This is a genomic window from Cellulomonas sp. Leaf334 (assembly GCF_001424195.1).
Classification (GTDB): domain Bacteria; phylum Actinomycetota; class Actinomycetes; order Actinomycetales; family Cellulomonadaceae; genus Cellulomonas.
In genome coordinates, this window is sequence record NZ_LMOO01000001.1 from 88,212 (window position 1) to 113,685 (window position 25,474).

23 protein-coding genes are annotated in these 25,474 nt (G+C 72.9%); 13 read left to right on the forward strand and 10 right to left on the reverse strand.

Translation table 11 applies throughout. The features are described 5' to 3' along the window. The first annotated feature begins 18 nt into the window (after positions 1 to 18). From ASF78_RS00445 to ASF78_RS00505, 13 genes are all read left to right on the forward strand, one after another. Positions 19 to 1,656 carry an ABC transporter substrate-binding protein gene (locus ASF78_RS00445; protein ID WP_056583629.1) on the forward strand — a complete coding sequence of 546 codons (1,638 nt, stop codon included), beginning with the start codon at positions 19 to 21 and terminating at the stop codon, positions 1,654 to 1,656. Beyond that, positions 1,653 to 2,600, forward strand: a complete 948-nt coding sequence (locus tag ASF78_RS00450) for an ABC transporter permease (protein ID WP_056583631.1) — start codon at positions 1,653 to 1,655, stop codon at positions 2,598 to 2,600. The genes ASF78_RS00445 and ASF78_RS00450 overlap by 4 nt, the downstream gene beginning before the upstream one ends. A gap of 18 nt (positions 2,601 to 2,618) precedes the next feature. Next, positions 2,619 to 3,503, forward strand: a complete 885-nt coding sequence (locus ASF78_RS00455; RefSeq protein WP_056583633.1) for an ABC transporter permease — start codon at positions 2,619 to 2,621, stop codon at positions 3,501 to 3,503. After that, positions 3,500 to 5,149 (forward strand): ABC transporter ATP-binding protein, encoded by a 1,650-nt coding sequence (locus ASF78_RS00460; RefSeq protein ID WP_056583635.1) that lies wholly within the window; start codon positions 3,500 to 3,502, stop codon positions 5,147 to 5,149. Before ASF78_RS00455 ends, ASF78_RS00460 begins: the two co-directional genes overlap by 4 nt. Then, positions 5,146 to 5,976 carry a DUF1684 domain-containing protein gene (locus ASF78_RS00465; protein WP_056583637.1) on the forward strand — a complete coding sequence of 277 codons (831 nt, stop codon included), beginning with the start codon at positions 5,146 to 5,148 and terminating at the stop codon, positions 5,974 to 5,976. Before ASF78_RS00460 ends, ASF78_RS00465 begins: the two co-directional genes overlap by 4 nt. Beyond that, the gene (locus tag ASF78_RS00470) at positions 5,973 to 6,536 is read left to right on the forward strand and encodes a GNAT family N-acetyltransferase (RefSeq protein WP_056583641.1); all 564 of its coding nucleotides are present in this window, start codon (positions 5,973 to 5,975) and stop codon (positions 6,534 to 6,536) included. The genes ASF78_RS00465 and ASF78_RS00470 overlap by 4 nt, the downstream gene beginning before the upstream one ends. Continuing rightward, complete coding sequence (locus tag ASF78_RS00475; RefSeq protein ID WP_369816291.1) at positions 6,533 to 7,621, forward strand: amino acid ABC transporter permease; 1,089 nt, start codon at positions 6,533 to 6,535, stop codon at positions 7,619 to 7,621. The genes ASF78_RS00470 and ASF78_RS00475 overlap by 4 nt, the downstream gene beginning before the upstream one ends. Further along, the gene (locus tag ASF78_RS00480; protein WP_082494726.1) at positions 7,618 to 8,382 is read left to right on the forward strand and encodes an amino acid ABC transporter ATP-binding protein; all 765 of its coding nucleotides are present in this window, start codon (positions 7,618 to 7,620) and stop codon (positions 8,380 to 8,382) included. Before ASF78_RS00475 ends, ASF78_RS00480 begins: the two co-directional genes overlap by 4 nt. A 27-nt stretch (positions 8,383 to 8,409) precedes the next feature. After that, positions 8,410 to 9,411, forward strand: coding sequence for an ABC transporter substrate-binding protein (locus ASF78_RS00485; RefSeq protein ID WP_369816292.1), 1,002 nt, complete (start codon positions 8,410 to 8,412; stop codon positions 9,409 to 9,411). A gap of 96 nt (positions 9,412 to 9,507) precedes the next feature. Then, positions 9,508 to 10,644, forward strand: coding sequence for an FAD-dependent oxidoreductase (locus ASF78_RS00490; protein WP_056583644.1), 1,137 nt, complete (start codon positions 9,508 to 9,510; stop codon positions 10,642 to 10,644). A gap of 24 nt (positions 10,645 to 10,668) precedes the next feature. After that, entirely contained in the window at positions 10,669 to 11,835 is a 1,167-nt protein-coding gene (locus ASF78_RS00495) for an LLM class flavin-dependent oxidoreductase (protein ID WP_056583646.1), read from the forward strand. A 25-nt stretch (positions 11,836 to 11,860) separates the two neighbouring features. Next, on the forward strand, positions 11,861 to 12,967 hold the full coding sequence (locus tag ASF78_RS00500) for an LLM class flavin-dependent oxidoreductase (RefSeq protein ID WP_056583648.1): 1,107 nt from the start codon (positions 11,861 to 11,863) through the stop codon (positions 12,965 to 12,967). Positions 12,968 to 12,978: 11 nt separating this feature from the next. After that, positions 12,979 to 14,079 carry an LLM class flavin-dependent oxidoreductase gene (locus ASF78_RS00505; protein WP_056583651.1) on the forward strand — a complete coding sequence of 367 codons (1,101 nt, stop codon included), beginning with the start codon at positions 12,979 to 12,981 and terminating at the stop codon, positions 14,077 to 14,079. A gap of 93 nt (positions 14,080 to 14,172) precedes the next feature. Here the strand turns inward: ASF78_RS00505 and ASF78_RS00510 are convergent, their stop codons facing one another. The 10 genes from ASF78_RS00510 to ASF78_RS00555 form a co-directional block, all read right to left on the reverse strand. Next, the gene (locus ASF78_RS00510) at positions 14,173 to 14,715 is read right to left on the reverse strand and encodes a flavin reductase family protein (protein ID WP_056583652.1); all 543 of its coding nucleotides are present in this window, start codon (positions 14,713 to 14,715) and stop codon (positions 14,173 to 14,175) included. Next, positions 14,712 to 15,278: an NADPH-dependent FMN reductase gene (locus ASF78_RS00515; RefSeq protein WP_056583655.1), complete on the reverse strand. Its 567-nt coding sequence runs from the start codon at positions 15,276 to 15,278 to the stop codon at positions 14,712 to 14,714. The genes ASF78_RS00510 and ASF78_RS00515 overlap by 4 nt, the downstream gene beginning before the upstream one ends. 215 nt (positions 15,279 to 15,493) lie before the next feature. After that, a complete protein-coding gene (locus ASF78_RS00520; RefSeq protein ID WP_082494727.1) occupies positions 15,494 to 16,882 on the reverse strand; it encodes a UDP-glucose/GDP-mannose dehydrogenase family protein in 1,389 nt (462 codons plus the stop codon). Next, positions 16,882 to 18,432 carry a glycoside hydrolase family 26 protein gene (locus ASF78_RS00525; protein ID WP_056583657.1) on the reverse strand — a complete coding sequence of 517 codons (1,551 nt, stop codon included), beginning with the start codon at positions 18,430 to 18,432 and terminating at the stop codon, positions 16,882 to 16,884. Before ASF78_RS00525 ends, ASF78_RS00520 begins: the two co-directional genes overlap by 1 nt. Continuing rightward, positions 18,425 to 19,942, reverse strand: a complete 1,518-nt coding sequence (locus ASF78_RS00530; protein ID WP_056583660.1) for a glycosyltransferase — start codon at positions 19,940 to 19,942, stop codon at positions 18,425 to 18,427. Before ASF78_RS00530 ends, ASF78_RS00525 begins: the two co-directional genes overlap by 8 nt. A 422-nt stretch (positions 19,943 to 20,364) precedes the next feature. Further along, a complete protein-coding gene (gene ggt / locus ASF78_RS00535; protein WP_056583675.1) occupies positions 20,365 to 22,155 on the reverse strand; it encodes a gamma-glutamyltransferase in 1,791 nt (596 codons plus the stop codon). A gap of 69 nt (positions 22,156 to 22,224) precedes the next feature. Then, positions 22,225 to 22,659, reverse strand: a complete 435-nt coding sequence (locus tag ASF78_RS00540; RefSeq protein WP_082494728.1) for a rhodanese-like domain-containing protein — start codon at positions 22,657 to 22,659, stop codon at positions 22,225 to 22,227. Then, positions 22,656 to 23,144 carry a cysteine dioxygenase family protein gene (locus ASF78_RS00545; RefSeq protein WP_056583676.1) on the reverse strand — a complete coding sequence of 163 codons (489 nt, stop codon included), beginning with the start codon at positions 23,142 to 23,144 and terminating at the stop codon, positions 22,656 to 22,658. Before ASF78_RS00545 ends, ASF78_RS00540 begins: the two co-directional genes overlap by 4 nt. 276 nt (positions 23,145 to 23,420) lie before the next feature. Then, positions 23,421 to 24,497 carry a DNA polymerase IV gene (locus ASF78_RS00550; RefSeq protein WP_056583677.1) on the reverse strand — a complete coding sequence of 359 codons (1,077 nt, stop codon included), beginning with the start codon at positions 24,495 to 24,497 and terminating at the stop codon, positions 23,421 to 23,423. A gap of 23 nt (positions 24,498 to 24,520) precedes the next feature. Continuing rightward, entirely contained in the window at positions 24,521 to 25,408 is an 888-nt protein-coding gene (locus ASF78_RS00555; RefSeq protein ID WP_056583678.1) for a phosphotransferase family protein, read from the reverse strand. Positions 25,409 to 25,474 lie beyond the last annotated feature (66 nt).

Sequence of the window (25,474 nt, forward strand, 5' to 3'; positions counted from 1 at the left end):
GACCGAAGGACCCCCGTCATGCTCCGCTCGACCCGTGCCCGGTCCGTGCTCCTGACCACCCTCGTCGTCCCCGGCCTCCTGCTGACCGCGTGCAGCTCCGGCGGTGCCCCGGCCGCGTCCCCGACGGCCGACCAGAGCGCGACCGCGACCCCCGGTGGCACGCTGCGGTTCGCCCTCGGCGCGTCACCGAGCGGCGTCGACCCCCAGCAGGTCGGCTCGAACGTCAGCATCTACATCGCCCGCCAGCTGGCGGACTCGCTGACCGACCAGGACACCGAGACCGGCGAGATCGTGCCGTGGCTCGCGACGAGCTGGAAGGTCAGCGACGATCTGACCCGGTTCACGTTCCACCTGCGTGACGACGTGACGTTCTCTGACGGCACGCCCCTGACCGCGACGACCGTCAAGGCGAACTTCGACGCCCTCGTCGGCCCCCTCGCCGCCACGGCACCCCTGGCCGGGTCCTACCTCTCGGGCTACCAGGCCACGACCGTCGACGACGAGCACACCGTCACGGTCGCTTTCGCGACGCCGAACGCGCAGTTCCTGCAGGCGACCTCCACGGTGTCGCTGGCGATCCTGTCCGACGCGACCGCGACGACGGACCCGGCGGCACGTCTCCAGGGCGAGGTCGTCGGATCGGGCCCGTTCGAGCTCGAGGAGTACACGCAGGACCAGGGGGCGACGATCGTGCGCCGCGACGGGTACGCGTGGCCGTCGGACGTCTCCGAGAACCCCGGCGAGGCGTACCTCGACCAGATCGACTTCTCGATCGTGCCCGAGTCGGGCGTGCGGTCCGGCGGGCTGGCCTCCGACCAGTTCGACGCGGTCGGCGACGTGCTGCCGCAGGACGTGCCGCAGGTCGAGGGTTCGGGCGGTTCCGTGCTCACCCGCACCAACCCGGGTGTCGCCTTCGTGCTCCAGCCGAACGTGAGCGCCGGTCCGCTGGCCGACCCTGACGTGCGCGCCGCCGTGCAGGTGGCGATCAACCGCCAGGAGCTCGTGGACACGGTGCTCAGCGAGGCGTTCAAGCCCGCGACGAGCGTCCTGGCCAGCACGACGCCGGGCTATGTGGACCTCTCAGACGAGCTCGCGTTCGACCAGGACGGTGCCGCGGACGCGCTCGACGACGCCGGCTGGACGCTCGGTGCCGACGGGATCCGCGAGAAGGGCGGCGAGAAGCTGTCGTTCGACGTGGTGTACGCGCCGCTCTTCACCGGCAGCCAGGCCGTGCTGGAGCTCACGCAGCAGCAGCTCAAGGCCGTCGGGGTCGACCTCCAGGTCCGCCAGCAGACGCCCGCCGAGCAGCAGGCGGCTCTCGCAGCCGGTGACTACGACACGTACTACTACAACGTCACGCGCGCCGACGGCGACATCCTGCGCACACAGTTCTCCTCGAAGTTCCGCAACATCAACAAGCGACCGGCCGACACGGTCCTCGACCCGCTGCTCGACGAGCAGCTGGCGCAGGGCGACCCGGCGAAGCGGGCGGACGACCTGGCCACCGCGCAGCAGACCATCCTCGACGAGGGCCTGGCGATCCCGCTGTTCGAGCTCGCACAGTCCATCGGCGTCGGCCCCGACGTGCACGGGCTCGCGTTCGACGCCTCGTCCCGGCTGCTGTTCCACGACACCTGGATCGGCGGCGACCGGTGACGGGCTACGTCCTGCGCCGGCTCGGCGCCGCGGTCCTGGTGCTCTGGGCGGCGTTCACGGTCTCGTTCGCGGTGCTGTACCTGCTGCCCAGCGACCCGGTGAGCATCATGCTCGACGGGGCCAACCCGGGCGGCACCGTGGACCCGGAGCAGGTCGCGGAGCTGAGTGCCCGGTACGGGTTCGACCGCCCGCCGCTCGAGCAGTACGTCGTGCTGCTCGGGCGGGCGCTGACCGGTGACCTCGGTGTGTCGGTGACGTCCGGCGCCCCCGTGTCGCAGCTCCTCGCGGACGCGTTCCCGCAGACGCTGGCCCTGACCAGCTTCGCCCTCGGGATCGCCTTGCTGCTCGGTGGGGCGATCGCCGCGGTCTCCTCCTGGTCGCGGTCCACCCGCCTGCGCGGGGCGCTGCTGGCGCTGCCTCCGCTGGGCGTCTCGATGCCCACGTTCTGGATCGGGCTGCTGCTCCTGCAGCTGTTCTCGTTCCGGCTCCCGCTGTTCCCGGCGGTCGGCAACCAGGGCTTCGGCAGCCTGGTGCTCCCGGCGGTCACGCTCGCCATCCCGCTGTCCGCGGTCATCGCGCAGGTACTGGCCCGGTCCATGCGGACCGCCTGGGACGCGCCCTACGTGGAGACCGCGCTGGCCAAGGGCGCCAGCCGGGGGCGGGTGCAGTGGCGGCACGTGACCCGCAACGCCGCGCTCCCGGCGCTGACGCTGCTGGGCATCGCGGTGGGCAACCTGCTCGCCGGGGCCGTGGTCGTCGAGACGGTCTTCTCGCGGGCCGGGTTCGGCGGCCTCGTCGAGAAGGCGGTCCGCGCTCAGGACATCCCCGTGGTCCAGGGCGTCGTGGTCGTCGGCGCGCTCGTGTTCGTGGTCGTCAACCTCGTCGTCGACCTCGCCTACCCGGCGCTCGACCCCCGGATCGCCCGCACCCCGGCCACGGCCTGACGCAGGGAAGGAACCGTCATGACAGTCGTCTCGCAGGCACCGACCGCCGTCGCCGCACCCAGCGTCGTCCTGGCACGTCCGGTACCCGGCCGCCGCCGACGCCACCCCCTGGCGACGCCCGGTGTGCTCGCATCGTTCGCGGTCGTGCTCGTCGTCCTCGGCTGGGCGCTCGTGCCCGGGCTGTTCACGGCGGCGGACCCGCTCGTGGGCGTCCCGGCCGACAAGCTGAGCGCGCCGAGCGCGGAGCACTGGTTCGGCACCGACAACCTGGGCCGCGACCTGTACGCCCGCACCGTGCACGGCACCAGCCTGTCGCTGCAGGCGGCGCTGCTGGCGCTCGGCCTCGGGCTGGTCGTGGGTGCCCTGGTGGGGCTCGTCGCCGGGTACCTCGGGGGAGCGGTCGACGCCGTGCTCATGCGGACGACCGACGTGCTGCTGGCGATCCCCGGCCTGCTGCTGTCGCTCGCGGTCGTCACGGCGCTCGGCTTCGGCACGCTGAAGGTCGCCATCGCGGTCGGGGTCGCGGAGGTGGCGACGTTCGCCCGCGTCATGCGCTCCGAGGTGCTCCGGGTGCGGACGACGACCTACGTCGAGGCCGCCGTCCTGGCCGGCGCGCGGCGTCCGGCGGTCCTCGCCCGGCACGTGCTGCCCAACGCCGCGGCGCCGATCCTGGTGCTCGCCACCGTGCAGCTCGGCGTGATCGTGCTCGCCGTGTCCTCGCTGAGCTTCCTCGGCTTCGGCGCCGTGCCGCCCACGCCCGAGTGGGGGTCGCTCGTCGCCGAAGGACGCAACTACCTGTCGGTGGCCTGGTGGTTCACCACGCTGCCGGGGCTGGTCATCGCCGCACTGGTCCTGGCTGCCAACCGGCTGGGTCGACTCCTCGAAGGGAGGGCGCACCGATGAGCGCCCCGACAACCCCCGTCCTGCAGGTCCGCGACCTGGTCGTCGAGTACGAGGTCCATCGCAGCAGCAGTGAGCGGGTCCAGGCCGTGCGCGGGGTGAGCTTCGACGTGCACGCCGGCGAGGCCGTCGCGCTCGTCGGCGAGTCCGGCTCCGGCAAGTCGACGACCGCGCACGCGGTGGTCGGCCTCCTGCCCGGCGGTGGCCGGGTGGTGGGGGGCAGCGTCCGCCTGCACGGCGGGGAGCTCGTCGGCCTGGGCGCCAAGGCGTGGCAGCAGGTGCGGGGCGCGCGGATCGGCCTGGTCCCGCAGGACCCGGGCATCGCACTCAACCCGGTGACCCGGATCGGCGACCAGGTGGCGGAGGTGCTGCGCATCCACGGCCGGGTGCGCCGGGCCGCCGCCGCTCAGCAGGCGGTCGAGATCCTGCGGTCCGTCGGGCTGAGCGACCCGGAAGCCCGTGCCCGCCAGTACCCGCACGAGCTGTCCGGCGGCATGCGGCAGCGCGTCCTCATCGGCATCGCGCTCGCGCTCGAACCCGCCCTGGTGATCGCCGACGAGCCCACCAGCGCGCTCGACGTCACGGTGCAGCGCCGGGTGCTCGACCTGCTCGACGACCTCACGTCGCGCACCGGATCGGCCGTCCTGTTCATCACGCACGACCTGGCGGTCGCGGCCGACCGCGCCGACCGTGTGGTGGTGATGAAGGACGGCGAGATCGTCGAGCAGGGACTGACGGCTCAGGTGCTCGGTGCGCCGCGCCACCCGTACACGCGGTCCCTGCTGGCCGCCGCGCCGCAGCTGTCGGTCCGCGAGCGGGTCGCGGACCCGGCACCGCCCGTCGGCGAGACGCCGCTCCTCGACGTCCTGTCCGTCAGCAAGGCGTTCCGGCTCCCGGGCGGACGCACCGTGCAGGCCGTCGACGACGTCAGCGTGTCGATCCCGCGCGGTGGAGCGTTCGGGCTCGTCGGGGAGTCCGGCTCGGGCAAGTCGACCGTCGCGCGGCTCGTGCTGCAGCTGACCTCGCCGGACTCCGGGACCGTGCTCCTCGACGGTGCCCCCGTGTCCGACGCCGCCGGCCGCGCGGTCCTGCGTCGCCGGTCGCAGCTGGTGCACCAGAACCCGTTCGCGTCGCTGGACCCCCGGTTCACGGTCGCGAAGATCATCGACGAGCCCCTGCGGTCCCACCGCGTGGGCTCCCGGTCGCAGCGGCGGGACCGGGTCGACGAGCTGCTGGAGCAGGTCGCTCTCGGTGCGGCGTACGCGACCCGGCGGCCCGGCGAGCTCTCCGGTGGGCAGCGGCAGCGGGTCGCGATCGCCCGGGCGCTCGCCCTCGAGCCCGACCTGCTCGTCCTCGACGAGCCGACCAGCGCCCTCGACGTCTCGGTCCAGGCCCAGATCCTCGCGCTGCTCGACCGGCTGCGGCGCGAGCGCGACCTGACCTACCTGTTCATCTCCCACGACCTCGCGGTCGTGCGTCAGGTGGCCGACCGGGTCGGGGTGCTGCACGACGGCCGGCTGGTCGAGGTCGGACCGACCGCCGACGTGTTCGACGACCCGCACGACCCGTACACCGCCGAGCTGGTCGGCGCGATCCCCGGCCACCGTGCCGACGTCTTCACCGACACGCTCGAGAGGAGCACCCGATGACCACGCTCGCCATCGACCCGACCGCCGACCTGCTGCGCTGGCGCAGCGACCGCGAGGAGACGCTGCGCCAGCCGCACGGCTGGCTCAGCCTGGTCGGCCTGTACGCGCTGACCGCGACCCCGCGCCCGGTCCCGGGGGTTCCCGGCCGGTGGTCGACCGACGGCGCCGACGCGCTGGTCGAGACCGACGCCGCCGACGGCGTGACCGACCCCCAGTCGCGCGAAGCGCTCGTGGGCGTCTGGCGACGGACGGTCAGGGAGGGCCGGTCGACGCTCGTCGCGGCGTACGTGCCGGCGGGCCGCGACGACGAGGACCGCCTCGTCGTCGAGCTGCTCCGCCGCACCGGTCGGCTGTACCTGCGCGTCCGCGACCCGCGCGCCGCAGCGCGCACCGGCTTCGACGGAGTCCCGACGCACCCGTACGACCCGTCGTGGGTCCTCGACGTCCCCGTGCGCTGGTACGACGAGCCCGTCGAGGTGACGGTCGGCGCGGCGCAGCACGGGCTCGTCCACCACGTCCGGCTGGTCGGGGAGATCGACGTCGAGCGCGACGGTGTGCGGCACACGCTGCGACTGTCCGGTGGGCACGTCCCACGATCGGTCGCCGTCCTGTTCAGCGACGAGGCCGAGGACCTGGCGCCCTGGCGCATGCTGACCATCGACGTCGCCGACCGCAGCGCAGGCCCGCTGAGGATCGACCTCAACCGGACCCTCAACCTGCCGTACGCGTTCAGCGACTCCGGCACGTGCCCGGCACCCGTCGAGGGCAACCATCTGCCGTTCGCCGTGTCGGTGGGGGAGCGCGACCCGCGCGGGAGCGCGTCGTGACGACCTCGACCCTGACGGTCCGCTGGACCGACCTCGCCGACCCGCTGGTGCAGCCGCTGCTGGACGAGCTGGCCGACGAGTACGCCACCCGGTATCAGGGCATCCTGGCCGTCGACCAGATCCGTGCCGAGCTGGAGCACTACCCGGCGGCGGAGTTCGCGGCGCCCGACGGTGCGCTCGTCCTGCTGCTCGAGGCCGGCGTCCCGGTCGCAGGCGGCGCGTTCCGTCGACGGATGGAGCCGGAGCTCGGTGACGCCGACCGCCGCCCGCGCGCCGAGGGGCGCGACGAGGCCGGCCTGCCGACCGTCCCCACAGCCGAGCTCAAGCGCATCTGGACGCACCACGCGCACCGTCGTCGGGGCCTGGCCGCGCGCGTCGTCGCCGAGCTGGAGCAGCGCGCCTCCGACCTCGGCTACCCGCGGCTGTACCTGACGACCGGGCCGCGGCAGCCGGAGGCCGTCGGCCTCTACCTGCGCGCCGGCTACACGCCCCTGTTCGACCCGGCGGCCGAGGCGACCGGGCCGCTCCCGTTCGAGAAGTGGCTGGGGGCGACGTCGTGAGCGTCTTCCAGGACGAGTCGCGCCTGCTGGCACCGCCGCCGGTCCAGCCCGAGCGCGGGGGCGACGCCGCGACGCTCGCGTGGCTGCGCGTCGTGCCCACCCGGCACCCGGGGCGCTGGCTCGCCACCGCCGTGGTCGCGGTGCTGCTCGCGATGGTCGTGAGCTCGTTGGTGACCAACGACCGGTGGCAGTGGTCCGTCGTGGCGCAGTACCTGACCTGGCCGTCGGTTCTCACGGGGTTGTGGGGCACCCTGCGGCTCACCTTCGCCGCCGCCGTCATCGGGTTCGGGCTGGGCACGGTGCTCGCCCTGATGCGGCTGTCGCGCTCGCCGTTGCTGCGCAGCGTCGCGTGGGGCTACACCTGGGTGTTCCGGTCGGTGCCGCTGATCCTGCAGCTGCTGCTCTGGTACAACCTCGCGTACCTGTACCCGGAGATCTCGTTCGGCATCCCGTTCGGCCCGGCGTTCACCGAGGTGGACACCCTGTCGATCGTCGGCAAGTTCGGCGCCGCGGTGCTCGGGCTCGGGCTCTCCCAGGCGGCGTACTCGGCCGAGATCGTCCGCGCGGGGATCCTCGGTGTCGACCAGGGCCAGCACGAGGCCGCCGCCGCGCTCGGGATCCCGCGCGCGCGCCAGCAGCTGCGCATCGTGCTCCCGCAGGCGATGCGGACGATCGTGCCGACGTCGATCAACGAGATCATCGGGCTGGTCAAGGGCACGTCGGTCGTCTACGTGCTGGCCTACGGCGAGCTCTTCTACACGGTCGGGGTCATCTACGGCCGCAACCTCAAGGTCGTCCCGCTGCTCATGGTCGCGGCGATCTGGTACCTGATCATCACGACGGTCCTCACCGTCGGGCAGTACTACCTGGAGCGCCACTACGCGAAGGGCGCCCTGCGCACGCTGCCCCCGACGCCGGTGCAGCGGCTGCGCTGGACCGCGGTCTCGCTGGTCAGCCGGGTCAGCGGCCGGCCGCTGCCCGCGAGCGTGCCCCCGGCCTACGCGGCGCGCTCCACCCTCGGTGGCCACCTGTTCCGGACGGGGTCGACAGTCCCGCCGCGCGACGACGTCGGGAGCGGGCCGTGAGCGCCGGCCTGGTCGAGGTGCACGGCGTGCACAAGAGCTACGGCACGCTCGAGGTGCTCGCGGGCATCGACCTCGTGGTGCAGCCGGGTGAGGTGACCGTCGTGATCGGCCCGTCGGGCTCCGGCAAGTCCACCCTGCTGCGCGTCATCAACCACCTGGAGCGGGTCGACCGCGGGTTCGTCGCGGTCGGCGGGGAGGTCGTCGGCTACGAGCGTCGCGGCGACACCCTGCGCGAGCTGCGCGAGAAGGAGGTGCTCCGGCAGCGCACCCGGATCGGCTTCGTGTTCCAGAGCTTCAACCTCTTCCCGCACCTGACCGTGCTCGAGAACCTCCTCGAGGCGCCCGTGCACGCGCAGGGCCGCCCGCGGCGCGAGGTCGAGGCCGAGGCGCGCGTGCTGCTCGAACGCGTCGGCCTGTCCGACAAGGCCGACGCCCGGCCCCGACAGCTGTCGGGCGGTCAGCAGCAGCGTGTCGCGATCGCCCGGGCGCTCGCCACGAAGCCCGAGGTCCTCCTGTTCGACGAGCCGACGTCCGCCCTCGACCCGGAGCTCGTGGGTGAGGTGCTCGACGTCATCAAGGACCTCGCGCACAGCGGCACGACGCTGGTCGTCGTCACGCACGAGATGGGCTTCGCCCGGGAGCTGGCCGACACCGTCGTGTTCATGGACGGCGGCCGGATCGTCGAGCAGGGGCCTCCCGCGCAGGTCCTCGACCACCCGCAGCAGGCCCGCACCCGCGCGTTCCTCGACAAGGTCCTCTGAACCACCCCACCCCGAAGAGAGAAGATGATGTCCACCACCACCCGCTCGTCCCGCACCCGGCTGCTCGCCGCGCTCGTCCTGACCCCCTTGCTCGCTGGGCTCGCGGCGTGCTCCTCGAGCGCCGAGGCCGAGCCGGGTGGCGGTGACCTCCAGGAGGCGGCCAAGGCCGCCGGACTCACGGTCAACACCACCGCGGACCAGGACCGCATCCGCACGACCGAGTCGGCCGAGGCGATCGCGCTCCTGCCGGCGGAGGTCAAGGAGAAGGGCACGCTCACGGTCGCCGTCAGCGCCTACGTGGCGCCGCTGGCGTTCCTGGCCGACGACGAGAAGACGCCGATCGGCAACGAGACCGACATCGCCCAGCTGGTGGCCGATGCGCTCGGTCTGGAGCTGAAGCACGAGGTCAAGGCGTGGGCCGACTGGCCGCTCGCCGTGCAGTCCGGCGCCGTCGACGCGGTGATCTCGAACGTGACGGTCACCGAGGAGCGCAAGGAGCTCTACGACTTCTCGTCCTACCGCAACGACCAGCTCGGCTGGCTCGTGCGCGCCGACAACGACGACCTCACGGAGATCTCCGAGCCGAAGGACATCGCCGGCCTGACGGTCGCGGTGGGCTCGGGCACCAACCAGGAGAAGATCCTGCTCGCCTGGGACGAGGAGAACCGGGCGGCCGGGCTCGAGGCCGCCAAGGTCGAGTACTTCGAGAACGACGGCGACACGATCCTCGCGCTGCAGTCGGGTCGCATCGACGTCTCGTTCGGCCCGAACGCGACCGCTGCCTACAAGGCCGCCGTCTCGCCGGAGGACTTCAAGGTCATCGGCACGCTCAACGGCGGCTGGCCCGCGACCGCGCAGATCGCCGTCGGCACCCTCAAGGGCAACGGTCTGGCACCGGCCGTCACCGCGGCGCTCAACCACGCGTTCGAGGACGGCACCTACGCCGGGGTGCTGGAGCGCTGGGGCCTGCAGGACGAGGCCATCGACGCGTCCGAGCTGAACCCGCCCGGTCTGCCCAAGACGGACTGACCCCACAGACGGGGCGGCTTGGGGAGTCGCCTCACACGGCCGGCTGGGTGGACGGGGGTCGCCCAGCCGGCCGACCCACACGCGCAGGAGGAACAGATGAGCGAGCACGTGGACCACGTCGTCGTGGGCGGCGGGGTCATGGGCGCCGCGGCCGCGTGGCAGCTGGCCCGGCGCGGAGCGCAGGTGGTGCTGCTCGAACGGTTCGGCCGCGGGCACACCTGGGGTGCGTCGCACGGCGCGTCCCGGATCTACCGGAACACCTACGCCCGCGCGGAGTACCTCGACCTGGTGCAGGAGGCGTTCGACCTGTGGCGGGTGCTCGAGGACGAGGCGCCCGCGGTCGGGGAGCTGCTGACCATCACGGGCGGGGTCAGCCAGGGCTCGCTCGCGTCGCGCGAGGTGGCGGACGCGTTCGTCGAGCGGGGCATCCCGCACGAGTGGCTGTCCGCCGCCGACGCGCACGCACGCTGGCCGGGCCTCGCGTTCGAGGGTGACGTCCTGCACGAGACGAGCACCGCCGGACGGCTGTACGCCGACCGTGCGGTCGAGGCGTTCCTCCAGGCCGCGACCGGTGCGGGCGCGCGCGTGCTGCACGAGACCCCGGTGCGGGCGGTCGAGCAGACGGGCGACGGCGTGCGGGTGGTCACCGACACGGGCACGTGGCACGCGACGAGCGCCGTCGTGGCGGTCGGCGCCTGGACCTCCGGCCTGCTCGCCGGGATCCCCGAGCTCGCCGACCGGCTGGTGGTGACGCAGGAGCAGCCCGCGCACTTCGCGCTGCTCCCGGACGCACCCGTCGCCGACCTCTGGCCGTCGTTCACGCACGACCCGCCCGCACCGCACCCGTGGCCCAGCGGCGTCTACGGCCTGGCCACTCCCGGAGAGGGCATCAAGGTGGGCTTCCACGGCGTCGGCCCCCGGACCGACCCGGACCGACGGTCGTTCACCGCGGAGCCGGGACAGCTGCGGCAGCTGCGCGACTACGTGGACCGCTGGGTGCCCGGCGCAGACCCGGACCACCTCGTGCCGATCTCGTGCACGTACACGACCACGCCGGACCACGACTTCGTCCTCGACCGCCGCGGACGCGTCGTCGTCGCGGCCGGGTTCTCCGGGCACGGATTCAAGTTCGCCCCTGCCGTCGGACGCGTGCTGGCGGACCTCGCGGCCGAGCCGGCATCTGTGCCGCACCCGGCCTTCGCCGCCGCCCGGCTCGCGGCCCTGCCCGCCTGACCCTGACTCCCACGGAGGACCCCCATGACCACGAACGTCCCGCTGTCCATCCTCGAGCTGGCGACCGTCGGTGTCGGCCAGACCGGCGCCGACGCCCTGCGCGCGACGCTCGACCTCGCGGTCGCCGCAGACCGGCTCGGCTACCGCAGGCTCTGGTTCGCGGAGCACCACCTCGCGCCCGGGGTGGCGTCGGCCTCTCCCGCGGTCCTCGCGGCCCTCGCCGCCGAGCGCACCCGCCGCTTGAAGGTCGGCTCGGGTGCCGTGCTGCTGGGGACCACGAGCCCGCTGATCGCCGCCGAGCAGTTCGGCACCATCGCGGCGCTGCACCCCGGACGCGTGGACCTGGGACTCGGCCGCGCGTTCACGCCGCCGTCCGAGGGGTTCGTCGCGCCTGCGCGCACCGAGGCGCGTGACGTCGACGGCTTGCACGTCCCGGGCACGCCGCCGATCGACTTCACGGACTCCGCCCTGCGGGCCCGCATCCTCGCGCAGAAGGAGGTCATCGGTGCCAGTCGCACGGGTCAGGACTTCCGCGCCGAGCTCGAGCTGGTGCTCGGTCTGCTCGCCGACTCCTGCGTCGACAGCGCCGGCAACGCCTACGTGAGCCCGCCGGTCGCGGGTGCGGCGTTCGACCTGTGGGTGCTGGCGTCCAGCGGCGGCGAGAGCGCGCGCGTCGCCGGTGCCCTCGGCCTGCCGCTCGCGGCGAACTACCACGTGAGCCCGTCGAACGTGCTCGGCACGGTCGAGGCGTACCGGTCGGCGTTCCGCCCCGGCGTGCTGGCCGAGCCGTACGTCGTGGTCTCCGCGGACGTGCTCGCCGCCGAGACGGCCGAGCGCGCACGGCACCTGGCCGACCCGTTCGCCGAGTGGGTGCTGTCGATCCGTCGCGGCGCCCAGGGCGCGATCGCCTACCCGGAGCCGGGCACGACGACGCCGTGGGAGCAGCGCAGCGCCGCCGACCAGGACGTGCTGCGCGACCGGATCGACACCCGGATCGTCGGCACCCGCGACGAGGTCGCGGCCGGCCTCGCGACCCTGCAGCGCGTGACCGGGGCCGACGAGCTCCTCGTCACGACCGAGACCCACGACCCCCGCGACCGCGTGCGCTCGTTCGAGCTGCTCGCCGACGCCTGGGGGTTGCACGCCGACGTGTCCGACCTCGCCTACGACCTGGTGCCCTCGGGCGCCTGACCCCCACCACGAGAAGGAGCCCCCCGTGCCTGTCGACTTCCTCGGCATCGCCACCACCAGCAACGCCTCGGAGACGCAAGCTCCCACGACGGCGCCGTTCGACCTGCGCTACCTGGAGCGCATCGTCCGCGCCCACGAGGACAACGGCTGGACCCGCGTGCTGTTCGCGTACGGCTCCAGCGGTCCGGAACCGTCGGTGCTCGCCGCCCACGCCGCTGCCCGGCTCGACTCGATCGAGCTGCTGCTCGCGCACCGCCCGAACGTCTCGTACCCGACGTTCGCCGCCAAGTCCTTCGCGACGCTCGACCAGCTCTCCGGCGGACGCCTCTCGGTGCACTTCATCACCGGCGGCAACGACCACGAGCAGCAGCGCGAGGGCGACACGCTGACCAAGGACCAGCGGTACGCGCGGACCCAGGAGTACATCCAGATCGTCAAGAAGGCGTGGACCAGCGCGGAGCCGTTCGACCACGACGGCGAGTACTACCAGTTCCGCGACTTCGTCCTCGACGCCAAGGCGGTCGACGGGCGCTCGCCGACGATCTCGTTCGGCGGGTCCTCCGACGCCGCGTACCGGGTCGGTGCCGCGGAGGCGGACATCTACGCCGTGTGGGGCGAGCCGCTGGACCGCACCGCCGAGCAGATCGCGCGGATCCGCCGCGAGGCCATCGCCGCAGGTCGGACCACGCCACCGCGCATCCACGCCGCGTTCCGGCCGATCATCGCGCCGACCGAGGAGCTGGCCTGGGAGAAGGCCCACCGGGTCCTCGGGGCGATCGAGGCCCGCAAGGCGGCCGCAGGCGGCGTGCTGAGCCGACGGCACCCGATCGACAAGCCCGAGAACGCCGGGTCGCAGCGGCTCCTGGAGATCGCCGCAGAGGGTGACCGGTTCGACTCCGTGCTCTGGACGGCGCCCGCGAAGGCCACCGGCGGCGCCGGCAACTCGAACGCGCTCGTCGGGACGCCCGAGCAGGTCGCCGAGGCGCTCCTGGCGTACTACGACCTCGGCGTGAGCGTGATCTCCGCGCGCGGGTACGACCTGCTCGACGACGCGATCGACTTCGGCCGCTACGTGATCCCGCTGGTCCGTGAGGGCGTCGCCGCCCGCGACGCCGCGCGCACCGCGGCCTGAGAGGGACGGCCATGCGCTTCCAGGTCCTCGACATCGTCTTCAACCCGCCGCACCCCGTCACGGGGGAGGCGGTCCCGCCGGCCGACCGGCTCACCCGGGTGGTCGAGACGGCCGTGCTCGCCGAGCAGCTCGGGATCGACGCGTTCGCGGTGGGGGAGCGGCACGCCGGTGAGGTGCTCTCCTCGTCGCCCACCGTGCTGCTCGGCGCGCTCGCCGCGAGCACGTCCCGCATCCTGCTCAGCACCGGCGTGACCGTGCTGTCGCTGCTCGACCCGATCCGGGTCGCCGAGGACTACGCCACGATCGACCAGCTCAGCCGCGGTCGGCTCGAGATCGTCATCGGCAAGGGCAACGAGGCGCTCCAGTACCCGCTGCTGGGGCTCGACCTCGACAAGCAGTACGAGTACCTCGAGGAGAACTACGAGCTGCTCAGCCTGCTGCTCAGCCGCGAGGACGTCGAGTGGGTGGGCCGCCACCGTCCCGACCTGCACGGTGCGACGACCCTGCCCCGGCCGTTCTCCGGGCCGTTCCGGATCTGGCACGGGTCGGCCACCTCGCAGTTCGCGGTCGACCTCGCGGCCAGGCACGGCGACCCGATCGTCAGCGCCAACGCGCTGCAGCCGCGGGAGAACTACCAGGTGCTCATCGACCGGTACCGCGAGCAGTACGCGGCCCACGGGCACGACCCGGCGTACGCGTTCGTGGGCTCCGGCTCCGGCGGGCTGTTCCTCGCCGACACCACCGAGCAGGCCGTCGCACAGTACCGGCCGTTCTACGAAGGAGCCGTCGCGCGGCAGGACCTGCGCAAGCACGACCCCGCGGCCGTGGGCAAGGTGACCAGCTTCCGGACCATCGAGGACGCCGTCGAACGTGGGCCGGCGCTCGTCGGGTCACCCGAGCGCGTCGCGGAGAAGATCCTCGACTACCACGCCAGCTACCGGCACGACCTGCAGTCGGTGTCGATCAACCACGTCCTCGACCCCGAGCAGCAGCACGACGTCCTGCGCCGGTTCGCCGAGGAGGTCGTCCCGCTGGTCAAGGCCGAGGTGAAGACCGACCTGTGGGGCCCGGCCGACGCCCGGCGTCCGGCAGGGTTCACCGCCGTCGACTGAGACGCGCAGAAGCCCCCCGCCCGAGAGGCGGGGGGCTTCTGTGTCGGTACCTGCCCGACCCCGGCTGCATGCGCGACGGCCGGGGTCGGAGCGTCAGATCGCCGTGTGCGCGCCGATCCGGTGGTAGCTGCGGTCGTGGTAGACCAGCGGCGTCGAGTCGGCGGACGTGCCGTGCTCGAGCGCCCGCAGCGAGACGAGGTAGCTGTCGCCGACCGGCGTGCGCTGCAGGACGCGCCCACGCACCCAGGACACGGAGCCCTCGATGACGGGCTCCCCGGTGCCCAGGTCGTACCAGCCGCCGGCCGCGAACCTGTCGATCCCGCTCGTGGCGAAGCGCGCCGAGACGTCGTCCTGGTCCGCGGACAGGAAGCTGACCGTGAGGGTGCGGACCCGGGACAGCGCGTCCCACGACGAGGACGTCGAGGCCAGCGAGAACGCCAGCAGCGGGGGAGCGGCGGACACGGAGATGACCGAGGTCGCCGTGAACCCGATCCGGCGCTCGCCGTCCCGCAGCGCGACGACCGCGACGCCCGCGGGGTGCTGGCGGAAGACCTCCTTGTACTGCTGCGGCGAGAGCTGCGGCTCGTCCTGGTCCCGGAGCAGGCGGTCCAGCGCCTGCAGCGTCTCGGCGGTCATGCGTTGGCCTCCGCCAGCTCGGGCGTGACGACGACCAGGGCGCTCAGGGCGCGGCCGCCCTCGGCCCACCACCGCTCGACCACCGGGTCCGGGTCTGCGAGCTGCGACTCGACCAGGGTGAGCGCCCGCGTGGGCACGACGGCACCGAGCTCGACGAGCAGGGGCCGCAGGTGCACCTCGCCGACGAGCGCGTGCGCGGGGTTGCCCGACACGACGAGAGGGACCGCGACGACCCCGGCGAGCCCGCCGGGACCGTACAGGTCCAGGAACGCCTTCAGCAGGCCGGTGTAGGACGCCTTGTAGACGGGCGTCGCGACGACGAGCACCGTGGCGTCGGCGACCGTGCGCAGCGCCACGTCGGCGGCCGGGTGCGTGTCGGCGAGGATCTCGGCGGCGAACCGTGCGAGCTCGACGGTCTCGACGGGCTCCGTGGAGCCGAGGAGCCGTGCGGTCTCCTCGCCGACCCGGACCGCGGCGGCGGTGGTGCGCGAGCCCGCCCGCGGGTTGCCCGACAGCACCACCACGCGGGCTCTGGGGTTCTCGGACGACGTCTGATGGGTCATGGCTGGGTCCTCGATCTCCGCTCCGGTGAACCCGCCGCACGGTCCGGGCGGGTTCGCTGGGACGGGTATAACAACAATCCCGACTGGTCCAGCCGGTTTGGTTGACTTTCTCGCATGCCGGACGGACGTCGTGGTCCAGCCGGGCCGACGGGACGCGGACGGCCCCGACGCGTGTGCGTCGGGGCCGTCCGGTCGTGCAGGGGGAGCGGTGCGCGTCAGGCGGCGGCGCGGCCGAGCCCACGGAAGGACCAGCCGGCCTCGCGCCAGCGCGCCGCGTCCAGCTTGCCTCGCGCGTCGATCACGCTCGGCTGGTGGGTCAGTCCGGCGAGCCGGGCGGGCTCCGCGTCGACGAACTCGTCCCACTCGGTCAGGACGAGCACCACGTCGGCACCCTCGACGGCCTCGTCCACGCTCGTCGCGTAGCCGAGGGTCGGGAAGCTGGACCGTGCGGTGTCGCCTGCCTGCGGGTCGTAGACCGTGACCTGCGCACCGCGCAGGTGCAGGGCCGCCGCGACGTTGAGCGCCGGGGAGTCCCGCACGTCGTCGGTGTGCGGCTTGAACGCGGCACCGAGGACGCCGACGCGCCGGTTGAGGACCGAGCCGCCGCAGGCCTCGAGCGCGAGGTCGATCACCCGCGAGCGCTGGCCCATGTTGATCTCGTCGACCTGCTGGAGCAGTGCCGACGCCTGGTGGGCGCCCAGCTCGTTGGACCGGTGCATGAGGGCGCGGATGTCCTTGGGCAGGCACCCGCCACCGAACCCGAGGCCGGCGTCGAGGAACTGCCGACCGATCCGCACGTCGTGCCCGAGCGCGTCGGCCAGCACGGTGACGTCCGCGTCGGCGGCCTCGCAGACACCGGAGATCGCGTTGATGAACGAGATCTTGGTGGCCAGGAACGCGTTGGCGCTCACCTTGACCAGCTCGGCGGTCGGCAGGTCGCACACCACCACGGGGCTGCCCTCGGCGATCGGCCCGGCGTAGACGCGGCGCAGGAGGGCCTCGGACTCGGGTGTCGTGCCGCCCAGGACGATCCGGTCGGGGTGCAGGGTGTCCTGCACGGCCTTGCCCTCGCGCAGGAACTCGGGGTTCCAGACGAGCTCGGCACGGACCCCCGCAGGGGCAGCAGTGGCGACGAGCTCGCGCAGACGCGCTCCCGTCCCGACGGGCACCGTGGACTTGCCCACGATGAGCGCGTCGTGCGTGAGGTTCTGCGCGATGGACGTGGTCGCCGCCTCGACGAAGCGCAGGTCGGCGGCGTGGCTGGTCTTCGACTGCGGGGTGCCGACGCAGACGAAGTGCACGTCCGCCCAGCCCACCGCCTCGGCGACGTCGGTGGTGAACCGCAGGCGTCCGGTGGCCAGCTGCTCGGTGAGCAGCTCGGGCAGGCCGGGCTCGTAGAACGGCACCTTGCCGGCGGTCAGCATCGCGACCTTGTTCGGGTCGGTGTCCACGCCGACGACATCCATGCCCAGCTGGGCCATGGCCACGGCGTGGGTGGCGCCGAGGTAGCCGGTGCCGAGGACGGCGATCCGGGGAGCCGGTCCGTCGGGGTCGAAGGTCGAGCGGGGGAACAGGTCGGTCAGGTCGTTCGTGCGGGTGCTCATCACGGCTCCTGGGTGGTGGTCGGGGTGGGGACGAAGCCGGCGGCCGGGTCCTGGACGCCGTCCACGAACGCCTGCAGCGAGTCCGCGCGGGACTCGATCCGCCAGTCGTTGGTGACGACCTCGCCGCGGCTGGTGCTGGTGACGGTGTGGTTGAACCAGGCGAACCCGCGGATGTCCGCGTTCTCGGGCCGGGCCAGGGCGTCGAACAGGTCGGCGACCCAGGCGGGCTTGTTGCCGCCGACCTCCGACGCCCCGATCTCCGCGAGGAAGATCGGCTTGCTGGTGATGGACCGGAGCTGGTCGAGGGAGCGGCCGAACGTGTAGTCGAACGTCGGCGTCTGGTCGTCCTTGTACGGCGGCCGGAAGTAGCCGGACAGGCCCACCCAGTCCACGTACTCGTCGCCGGGGTACAGGCTGCGCATGTACGACGCGTCCTTCTTGGCGTAGTCCGCCAGCGAGTTGACGATGTTGGGTGCCCAGATCCACAGGACGTACTGGTTGGCGCCCTCGGCCTCGAAGATGTCGTGCACGTGCTGCCACATCCGCACGTAGTCACCCTCGCCGTTGCCGTTGAGCGGGTCCCCGCCCCAGGTGCGCTCGCCCCACGGGTACCAGTCGCCGTTCATCTCGTGGTCGAGCCGGATCGCCATCGGCAGCCCCAGCGCGGTCACGTCGCGGGCGTACTGCCGCAGGTAGTCGTCGTAGCCGCCCCCGATGATCGTCGGGAGCGAGAACGCGGGGTCCTCCGACTGGTTGTTGGCGGCCTTGAGCGGACGCGACTCCCACGTGAGCAGCGGGAGCATGCCCCGCTCCCAGGAACGTGTCACGGCGTCGGCCCGGAACGGTCCGTCCCAGCCCTGGAAGTAGCCGGCGATGGTCGGCGTGGTGCCGACGTTCGCCGCGACGCTGTCGAGCTCGGCCCAGTTGAAGGGCGACTGCGGCGTGTACAGCCCCAACTGGCGCTGCTCGGACGCGAGGAGCTCGGACAGCGCCGGGGCGGTGGGCTTGACCGCGGGTGCCGGGGATGTCGGCTGCGGGGCGCTGGCCTGGGCGTTCGCCCGGGCTCGTGCCGCGTCGGCCTCGGCCTGGTCCGCCCGGGACGCGGCGGAGCGCGCCTTGCCCCGGGCGGCTGCGGCCGCCTTCTCGGCGGCGACCTTGGCCTGGGTGCGGGCAGCGGCCTCGGCGCGCTCGGCCTCGGCCTTCTGGGCGCCCTCCGCCGCGGCCGCTTCCTGCTCGGCGGCGGCCTTGGCCTTGCCGGCCTCGGAGGCGGCCTTGCGCTCGGCCGCGGCCTTGGCCTGCGAGCGCTCCAGGGAGTCGACCTCGTCCTCGCGCGCCTCGAGCGAGTTCTTGAGCTTCTCGTTCTCGGCGGCCAGCCGGAGCTCGGCGGGGCTGGCCTTCGCCGACTCGGTGACGGCGACGGACGGCGACAACCACACCCCCGCCGTCACCGCGACCAGGGCGATCGCGACGCCGGCAGCAGCGAGCCGCTTGCGGGGGGACGGGCGGATGGCGCGGGACCACCAGTGGGTGTTCTCGATGTGCTCAGACATAGACGAGGGCCTCCAGGGCGAAGATGACCAGCGCGATCCCGTAGGGGATCGCGGCCAGCGGGTTCAGGCGGCGGCGTCGGGCGGGTGCCGCCGGTGCGGGAGCCACGGCGCGACGGGCACGCACGGGTGCCGGTGCGGCGGTCAGGACGGTTCCGTCGGGTGCGGTGCGCTGGGTGGGCAGGACGCCCGTGGGCGCCGCCCGGTCGACCACGTCGGCCGGCCCGTCCGGTGCCTTCTCGAGCTCGGCGATCAGGTCGTCGCCGCCCCCCGAGTAGGCCCCGGAGCGCGTGCCCCAGCCGCTCGCGTGCGCCATGCGCAGGAAGCCGAGCAGCCGGATCGGCATGAGGAAGAGCGTCGAGACGATGATGAAGACGGGCAGCCGCAGGAAGTCGGACGGCTTCTCGTGGAGGTGCCGGATCTGGCGGATGGCCATCGACAGGACGGACGACACGATCATCGTCGCGACGACCCACACCCAGCCGCTCAAGCCCGTGTAGGTCTCGAGGATCGCCTGGTAGAGGTTGATGCCCGTGCCGGAGACCGCCCGGTAGATCCAGCCCGCGATCGTCCCGAACAGCAGGAACGGCAGGATGATGTCGGCGACGAAGAAGATCGCCAGGACCGGGGCGTGCCCGACCATCCAGGGGAGCATGCGCAGGGTGTTGTACTGGCTCCCGCGGGCCCACCGCAGCTGCTGCTTGGCCAGCTTCTTCACCTGCAGCGGGGCGTCCGTGTAGACGAGGCTCGTGTACTGGTAGACCGACCGGTAGCCCGCCTTGAGCGTGAGGTTGGTCAGCGTGCGGTCGTCGGAGACCTCGAGGAAGACACCCAGGAACTTCTGGTGCATGAAGTCGTCCATGACCTGGACGAGGATGTGCCGGCGGAATGCGATGGTGCGCCCGGGGAGGCAGCCCACCTGGCCGAGCGCGGACTGCGCGGGCATCGAGTAGAGCGCCCGGGTGTTCTCCAGCCAGTCGGCCCAGCGCGTGATCCAGGACCGCTCGGGGTCGAGGATGCGCTGCCGGGTGGTCACCCCGCCGACCGAAGCGTCGGCGAACGGCTTGACCAGCTCGGGCAGCGTGCCGTCGGTCCAGACGGTGTCGGAGTCGACGAGCACCGTGATCTCGCCGCGGGACAGCTCGGTGCCGATCTTCACGGCGTTGCGCTTGCCGGGGACGGGGGTGTGCACCCAGCGGACCAGCGGGGCGAACTCCTCGCTGACCTCCTGGAGGGCCGGGTTGACCGCGCCGTTGATGACGACGATGACCTCGTCGGGGCGCTGCTCGACGATGCGGGTCAGCACGTCACGGAACAGGTCGAGCGGTTCGTCGACGACGGGAATGACCACGCTCGTGGTGCCGTGGTACTCGCCGGTGTAGGGCTTGTAGCGCCGTGACAACAGCACCTTGAGCAGCCACAACGCCCAGATGATGACGGAGAAGAATGCGAACAGGTAGAACTCGGACTGGCCCTCGAACATTTGCCGGAGCTGCAGGACGAAAACGAACATGGCGGTACCCCGCTTTGTACGGTCAACGGAACTTCAGGGCTGACCGGCGTCGTCGGCGATACAGCGAGAACGTCGAGGAGGTCGCTCTGGTAGGCGCTTTCCTCGCGTCGAACAGTCACGAAGCACGTCTGAGGGAGCTGGGTGACGGGGGGCTCTGCCCCTCACGTAGAGGGTGCACGGAAAGGAACGGCTGCCGCTCGCCAACCTCGTCAGGAGGCCACGGGCTCGCTCGATGAAACGAACGTACCAGGCAGTAACGGACGATTCAGTCGGACGCGCGTCCAGGTGTGACAGCGGTCACCGACATTGTTGCTGCCTCGTCCCGTAATGGTCCGAATTGCCCCGTCGCGATTTACCGGAACTTTACATGGAATTCATAGGGGTCACGGGGCGCCGAGGCTTGTCCGGGTGTGGTGCACGCCTCAGCTGCCGTGCACCACCACCGCCGCGCTCCCGCCGCCCCGCCGCGTCGGCTCGGCGACCGCCTGCATCGCGCCGCCGTCGAGGAACTCGATCCCGGTCGCCGCCCCGATCTCGGGGTTGTCCGCGAAGGTGTGCCCGAGCGCCTGCAGCGCCGTCCGGTCGAACCCGGGCTCGGCCTGCACCGCGGCGGTGTTGCGCTGGGTCGCGCGGGGCGCCGCGACCGCGGCCGGCAGGTCCATCCCGAGGTCCAGCCGGTTCACCAGGATCTGCAGGACGGTCGTGATGATGGTCGAGCCACCCGGGGACCCCAGCGCCAGGAACGGCGTGCCGTCGGCCAGGATGATCGTCGGCGCCATCGAGCTGCGCGGCCGCTTGCCAGGGCCGGGCAGGTTCGGGTCGGCGCCGCCCTGCGTGTCCGTGAAGTTGAAGTCGGTCAGCTCGTTGTTCAGCAGGAAACCACGCCCCGGCACGACGATGCCGTTGCCGCCGAGCGACTCGATGGTCAGCGTGTACGCCACCACGTTGCCCCAGCGGTCCGCCGTGGTCAGGTGCGTCGTCGACTGACCGTCCGAGCCTTCCGTGCCGACGGCAGCCGTCTCGCACTCCGCCGAGTAGTCGCCGTCCGGGACACCCGGGGAGACCGGCTTGGTGAGGGCGACCTCCGGGTCGATGAGGCACGCGCGCTCCGCCGCGAACTCGTCGGACAGGAGCTCCTCCAGCGGCACGTCCACGAAGGCGTCGTCGCCGACGTAGCGGTTCCGGTCGGCGAACGCCAGGGCGCTCGCCTCCAGGTAGTGGTGGAGCGTCTGCGTCGTGTCCCCGAGGTCGGAGGCCTCCAGGATGTTCAGCGCCTCGCCCACCGTCGAGCCGCCGGACGAGGGCGGCGCCATCCCGTAGACGTCGAGCCCGCGGTAGGTCACGTGCGTCGGCTCGCGCAGCGGGGCCTGGTAGGCCGCCAGGTCACCGAGCTCCAGGAGCCCCGGACGCACGACGAGCGGGCTGTTCCGGCGGACCGGGGGATCCTGGACCGTCCGGACGATCTCCTGCGCCAACCGGCCGGTGTAGAGCGCGTCGGCGCCCTTGCGGGCGAGCAGGTCGTACGTGTCCGCCAGGTCGCGGTTGCGGAAGACCGAGCCGACGGCGGGCGGTGCGCCGCGGCGCAGGAACAGGTCCGACGAGGACCGGAAGGCGGAGAACCGGGCGACGTTGGCCGTCGTCTGGTCCACGAACGTCTGGTCCACCACGAACCCGCGACGCGCGACGTCCGTCGCCCCCCGCAGGGCGCGGCGCAGGTCGAGGGACCCCCACTGCTCCAGGGCCGTCGCCCACGTCCGCGGGGTGCCGGGCACCCCGACGGACAGGCCGGACGTCACGGCGTCGGCGAACAGGAGCGGCACACCGTTCTCGAGGAACGAGTCGCTGCGCATCGTCATCGGTGCGGTCTCACGGCCGTCGATCGTGTGGACCTTCCCGGTCGCCGCGTCGTAGTAGACGAAGAAGCCGCCACCGCCGATGCCCGACGAGAACGGCTCGGTGACCCCGAGGGTCGCCGCGGCCGCGACGGCGGCGTCGACCGCGTTCCCGCCCTTGCGCAGCACGTCGAGACCGACTCTCGTCGCGTCGGCGTCCACGGTCGCGACAGCGCCTCCGTAGCCGGTGGCCTCGGACACCTTGCCCCCGTGGCCCGGGTGCGGCGGGTGCGCCGAGGCGGGCGTGACGCCCACCCCGAACGCGAGAGCAGCGGCGGCGACGAGCGCCACCAGCGAACCGGTCGGCCTGGACGATCGCATGAGATCTCCTCGGGCGAGGGAGCGGGTGAGACCCGGTCTACCACTCGCCGGAGCCCGGCGCTCCCGGGGTCAGACGCGCGCGTGCACCCCGGGCCCTACCAGCGCGCCGAGACCGGTGCCTCCGGTCACGGGCAGACCCGCCGCGGCCCACGCGTGGAACCCGCCCACGACGTCGGTCGCGCGGTGCAGCCCGAGGTCGGCCAGCGCGGCCGCCGCCAGGCTCGACGTGTACCCCTCGGAGCAGAGCACGATCACCTGCAGGTCGTAGCCGGTCGCGGCAGGGATCCGGTGGTCGCTGGCCGGGTCCAGCCGCCACTCGAGGACGTTCCGCTCGATCGCGACCGCCTGCGGCACCTCGCCCTCGGCCGCACGTTGCGCCGCAGGACGGATGTCGACGAGCAGGGCGCCCGCGGCGAGGGCGTCCCACGCGTCGACCGGGTGGAGCCGGTCCAGCCCGGCGCGGGCCTCGGCCAGGACGTCGTCGATGGTCCGGCGGCGGGTCACTTGTCGGACTCCGGCTCGTCGGTGTCGACGGTGCGCGACGGGACGAGGGTGCCGTCCGGTGCGGTCGCCCAGTACGTCATCCGGGTCAGCGGCGGGGAGTAGGCGTGGATGCTCACCGCCGGCGCGGTCCCGGTGTTGAGCACGTCGTGCCGGTCGCCGGGGTCCACGGTCTGGGTCCGGTCCGCGGGGAAATCCTGCGGGACCAGCTCACCGTCACGGGTCGGTCGGACCTCCGTGAGGGTTCCGGCGACGATGGTGAAGGCTGCGGCGGAGTCGCCGTGGTCGTGCAGCTCGGTGCCCTGCGACGGCAGCCAGGACAGCAACCAGACGTCGACCCCGGGAGGGCCGTCGAGGCGGGTCCACCAGCGGCCGCTCTCCTGGAACTGGACCAAGGGCTGCCAGAGGTCGGGCTGCGCGGCGAGCGAGCGCGTGAGCGCACTGAGCTCGTCGACATCGAGCGTGCGGGGGGACAGGGCGATGCTCATGGTGATGCCTCTCGGGTGCGTCTGCGGGCCGACCCGGACGCGTCGAGGCGTGGGGTCGGACGGGGCCTGCTGCCGGCGGGGGCCGGACGGGTGCGTCAGTGCTGACAGCGGGCCGGACAGGAACGCAGCGCGAGGGCGGCGCGACGGGACGGGAGCGCGGTGACGATGGTCATCGGGTGCTCCTCCCAGGTCGGCTCGGTCGCGGCGGGCACAGAGCAGCACGCGCCCGTGGGGCCGGTCAAGAGTTCGGCCAGGACTCTCGCATGGTGGACGAGGTCAGATCCGGCCGCGCACCGGGGTCCGGTCGGCCGGGTCCGCGTCGTCGGGCATCGCCATCTCGGCACGCACACCGAGCAACCGGATCTCCCGGTCCTCGACCTTCTCCAGGAGCGCCAGCACCGCGTCGACGATCGTCGCGGGGTCCCGGGTGGCCTCCGGGAGCTTGCGGCTCGTGCTCGTCGTCACGAACGGTGCGTACCGCACCTTGAGGGCCACCCGGACGACCGGGCGGTCGTCCTTCGCGGTGTCGTCGACGACCTCGAGCGCCATCGCCCGGACCGCGTCGCGCACCTGCTCCGGCGTCGTGAGGTTCTGCTGGAACGTCGTCTCGCGGCTGTGCCCGCGCGGCACCCAGGGGGCGTCGTCCACGGCGGTCGGCCCGAGGCCCTGACCGAGCTCGTGGTACCAGACGCCCATCCGCGGCCCGAACTCGGCGACCAGGGGGTCGGCGGACGCGTCGGCCAGCTCTTGGACGGTGGTGACCCCCAGCCCGGCAAGGCGACGTGAGACCTTCGTCCCGACGCCCCACAGGTCGATGGTCGGGCGGTGCCCCATCACCTCGAACCAGTTCTCGGCGGTGAGCCGGAAGACTCCCGCGGGCTTGCCGAACTCGGTGGCGATCTTCGCGCGGACCTTGTTGTCGCCGATGCCCACCGAGCAGTGCAGCAGCGTCTCCCGCAGGACCGCTTCCTGTGCGAGCCGGGCCAGCGCCTCCGGGTCGTCCGTCTGCGCGCCCAGGAACGCCTCGTCCCAGCCGAGCACCTCGACGACGACGTCGAGCGAGCGCAACGTCGCCATCACCCGCTCGGACACCGCCTCGTACTCCGGACCGTCCACGGGCAGGAACACGGCGTCGGGGAGCTTGCGCGCGGCGGTCCGCAGCGGCATCCCGGAGCGGACCCCGAAGACCCGCGCCTCGTAGGAGGCCGTGGAGACGACGCCGCGCTCGGTCGGGTCACCGCGCCCACCGACGACGACCGGCCTGCCCGCCAGCTCGGGCCGGCGCAGCACCTCGACGGCCGCGACGAACTGGTCGAGGTCGACGTGCAGCACCCACGCGGTCTGCGAGCCCATGGTCCGAGTCTGCCCGACGGGCCCTAGGTGAGCCGTGCGACGAGGGTCGCCGTGTCCTGCCGGTGCCGCGCGGTGTCCACGTCGTACTCCAGGCACCACAGCAGCTGGTAGACCCTCGCCCGCTGCTCCCACCCGTCCAGGGCCGGCATCTCCGCGCGGTAGACCGACCAGAAGTCCGGGCCGGTCATGTCGTCCCAGAAGGCCATGCGGGCGACGTCCGACTCGGCGGACCCGGCCCACGCCTTGTCCCAGTCGAGGACGCCCGCCAGCGTCCAGCCGCCGGCGCCCTGCCGGAAGAGCAGGTTGGCGTGGTGGAGGTCGTCGTGCGTGAGGGTCGGCCGTCCCGGTGTGGTGAACAGACCGGCATGGCGCTGCAGGACGTCGTGCGCCCGCCGCCGTCGTGCGCCGTCGGGGACCCGCAGGCCGACGCGCGCGTGCAGGGCGTCCACCAGGCTCTGCGGCGCAGGGTCGTCCAGTGCGCCGAACGACGGGAGGACGACGGACTGGAGGGCGAGGACCGCCCCGGCGATCTCCGCCGCGGCACGGGCATGCTCCGCGGGCCGCAGGTGCGGCCGCACCGTGCGCCACTCGATGCCCTGGACCTCCTCCTGGAGCAGGTACTGGACCGTGGGCAGCTCGGTGTCCACGCCCGCGGCGACGACCGTGCCGACGGGGACACCCGCTCGCCGGGCCAGCTCCTGCGCGGCGGCGGACCGTGCGAGGTCGACGCCCGGGCGGGCGCTGCTTGCCGCGATCTTCAGCACCAGGCGCGTGGCGCCGGCCCGGACGAGCAGGACGGCGTGCGTCGCGCTCGAGCCCAGCAGGTCCAGCTCGGCGTGCCCGACGTGCCGGTGGGCGAGCGTGCGGGCGGCCGGCAGCCACGACTCCGGACCGCCGTGGCTGTCGGGCACGGTTCGCCCCCTGCGGCTCGTCGGGTCACCTCGTCGTCAGCATCCTCCCCGGCCACGACGCGGCGC

What these genes read in the sequence shown, in the direction of transcription:
- ASF78_RS00455 (WP_056583633.1), top strand. Translation starts at nt 2,619, where the DNA reads ATGACAGTCGTCTCGCAGGCACCGACCGCCGTCGCCGCACCCAGCGTC.
- ASF78_RS00495 (WP_056583646.1), top strand. Translation starts at nt 10,669, where the DNA reads ATGACCACGAACGTCCCGCTGTCCATCCTCGAGCTGGCGACCGTCGGT.
- ASF78_RS00515 (WP_056583655.1), bottom strand. Translation starts at nt 15,278, where the DNA reads ATGACCCATCAGACGTCGTCCGAGAACCCCAGAGCCCGCGTGGTGGTG.
- ASF78_RS00445 (WP_056583629.1), top strand. Translation starts at nt 19, where the DNA reads ATGCTCCGCTCGACCCGTGCCCGGTCCGTGCTCCTGACCACCCTCGTC.
- ASF78_RS00505 (WP_056583651.1), top strand. Translation starts at nt 12,979, where the DNA reads ATGCGCTTCCAGGTCCTCGACATCGTCTTCAACCCGCCGCACCCCGTC.
- ASF78_RS00465 (WP_056583637.1), top strand. Translation starts at nt 5,146, where the DNA reads ATGACCACGCTCGCCATCGACCCGACCGCCGACCTGCTGCGCTGGCGC.
- ASF78_RS00520 (WP_082494727.1), bottom strand. Translation starts at nt 16,882, where the DNA reads ATGAGCACCCGCACGAACGACCTGACCGACCTGTTCCCCCGCTCGACC.
- ASF78_RS00530 (WP_056583660.1), bottom strand. Translation starts at nt 19,942, where the DNA reads ATGTTCGTTTTCGTCCTGCAGCTCCGGCAAATGTTCGAGGGCCAGTCC.
- ASF78_RS00490 (WP_056583644.1), top strand. Translation starts at nt 9,508, where the DNA reads ATGAGCGAGCACGTGGACCACGTCGTCGTGGGCGGCGGGGTCATGGGC.
- ASF78_RS00545 (WP_056583676.1), bottom strand. Translation starts at nt 23,144, where the DNA reads ATGAGCATCGCCCTGTCCCCCCGCACGCTCGATGTCGACGAGCTCAGT.
- ggt (WP_056583675.1), bottom strand. Translation starts at nt 22,155, where the DNA reads ATGCGATCGTCCAGGCCGACCGGTTCGCTGGTGGCGCTCGTCGCCGCC.
- ASF78_RS00485 (WP_369816292.1), top strand. Translation starts at nt 8,410, where the DNA reads ATGTCCACCACCACCCGCTCGTCCCGCACCCGGCTGCTCGCCGCGCTC.
- ASF78_RS00460 (WP_056583635.1), top strand. Translation starts at nt 3,500, where the DNA reads ATGAGCGCCCCGACAACCCCCGTCCTGCAGGTCCGCGACCTGGTCGTC.
- ASF78_RS00510 (WP_056583652.1), bottom strand. Translation starts at nt 14,715, where the DNA reads ATGACCGCCGAGACGCTGCAGGCGCTGGACCGCCTGCTCCGGGACCAG.
- ASF78_RS00550 (WP_056583677.1), bottom strand. Translation starts at nt 24,497, where the DNA reads ATGGGCTCGCAGACCGCGTGGGTGCTGCACGTCGACCTCGACCAGTTC.
- ASF78_RS00525 (WP_056583657.1), bottom strand. Translation starts at nt 18,432, where the DNA reads ATGTCTGAGCACATCGAGAACACCCACTGGTGGTCCCGCGCCATCCGC.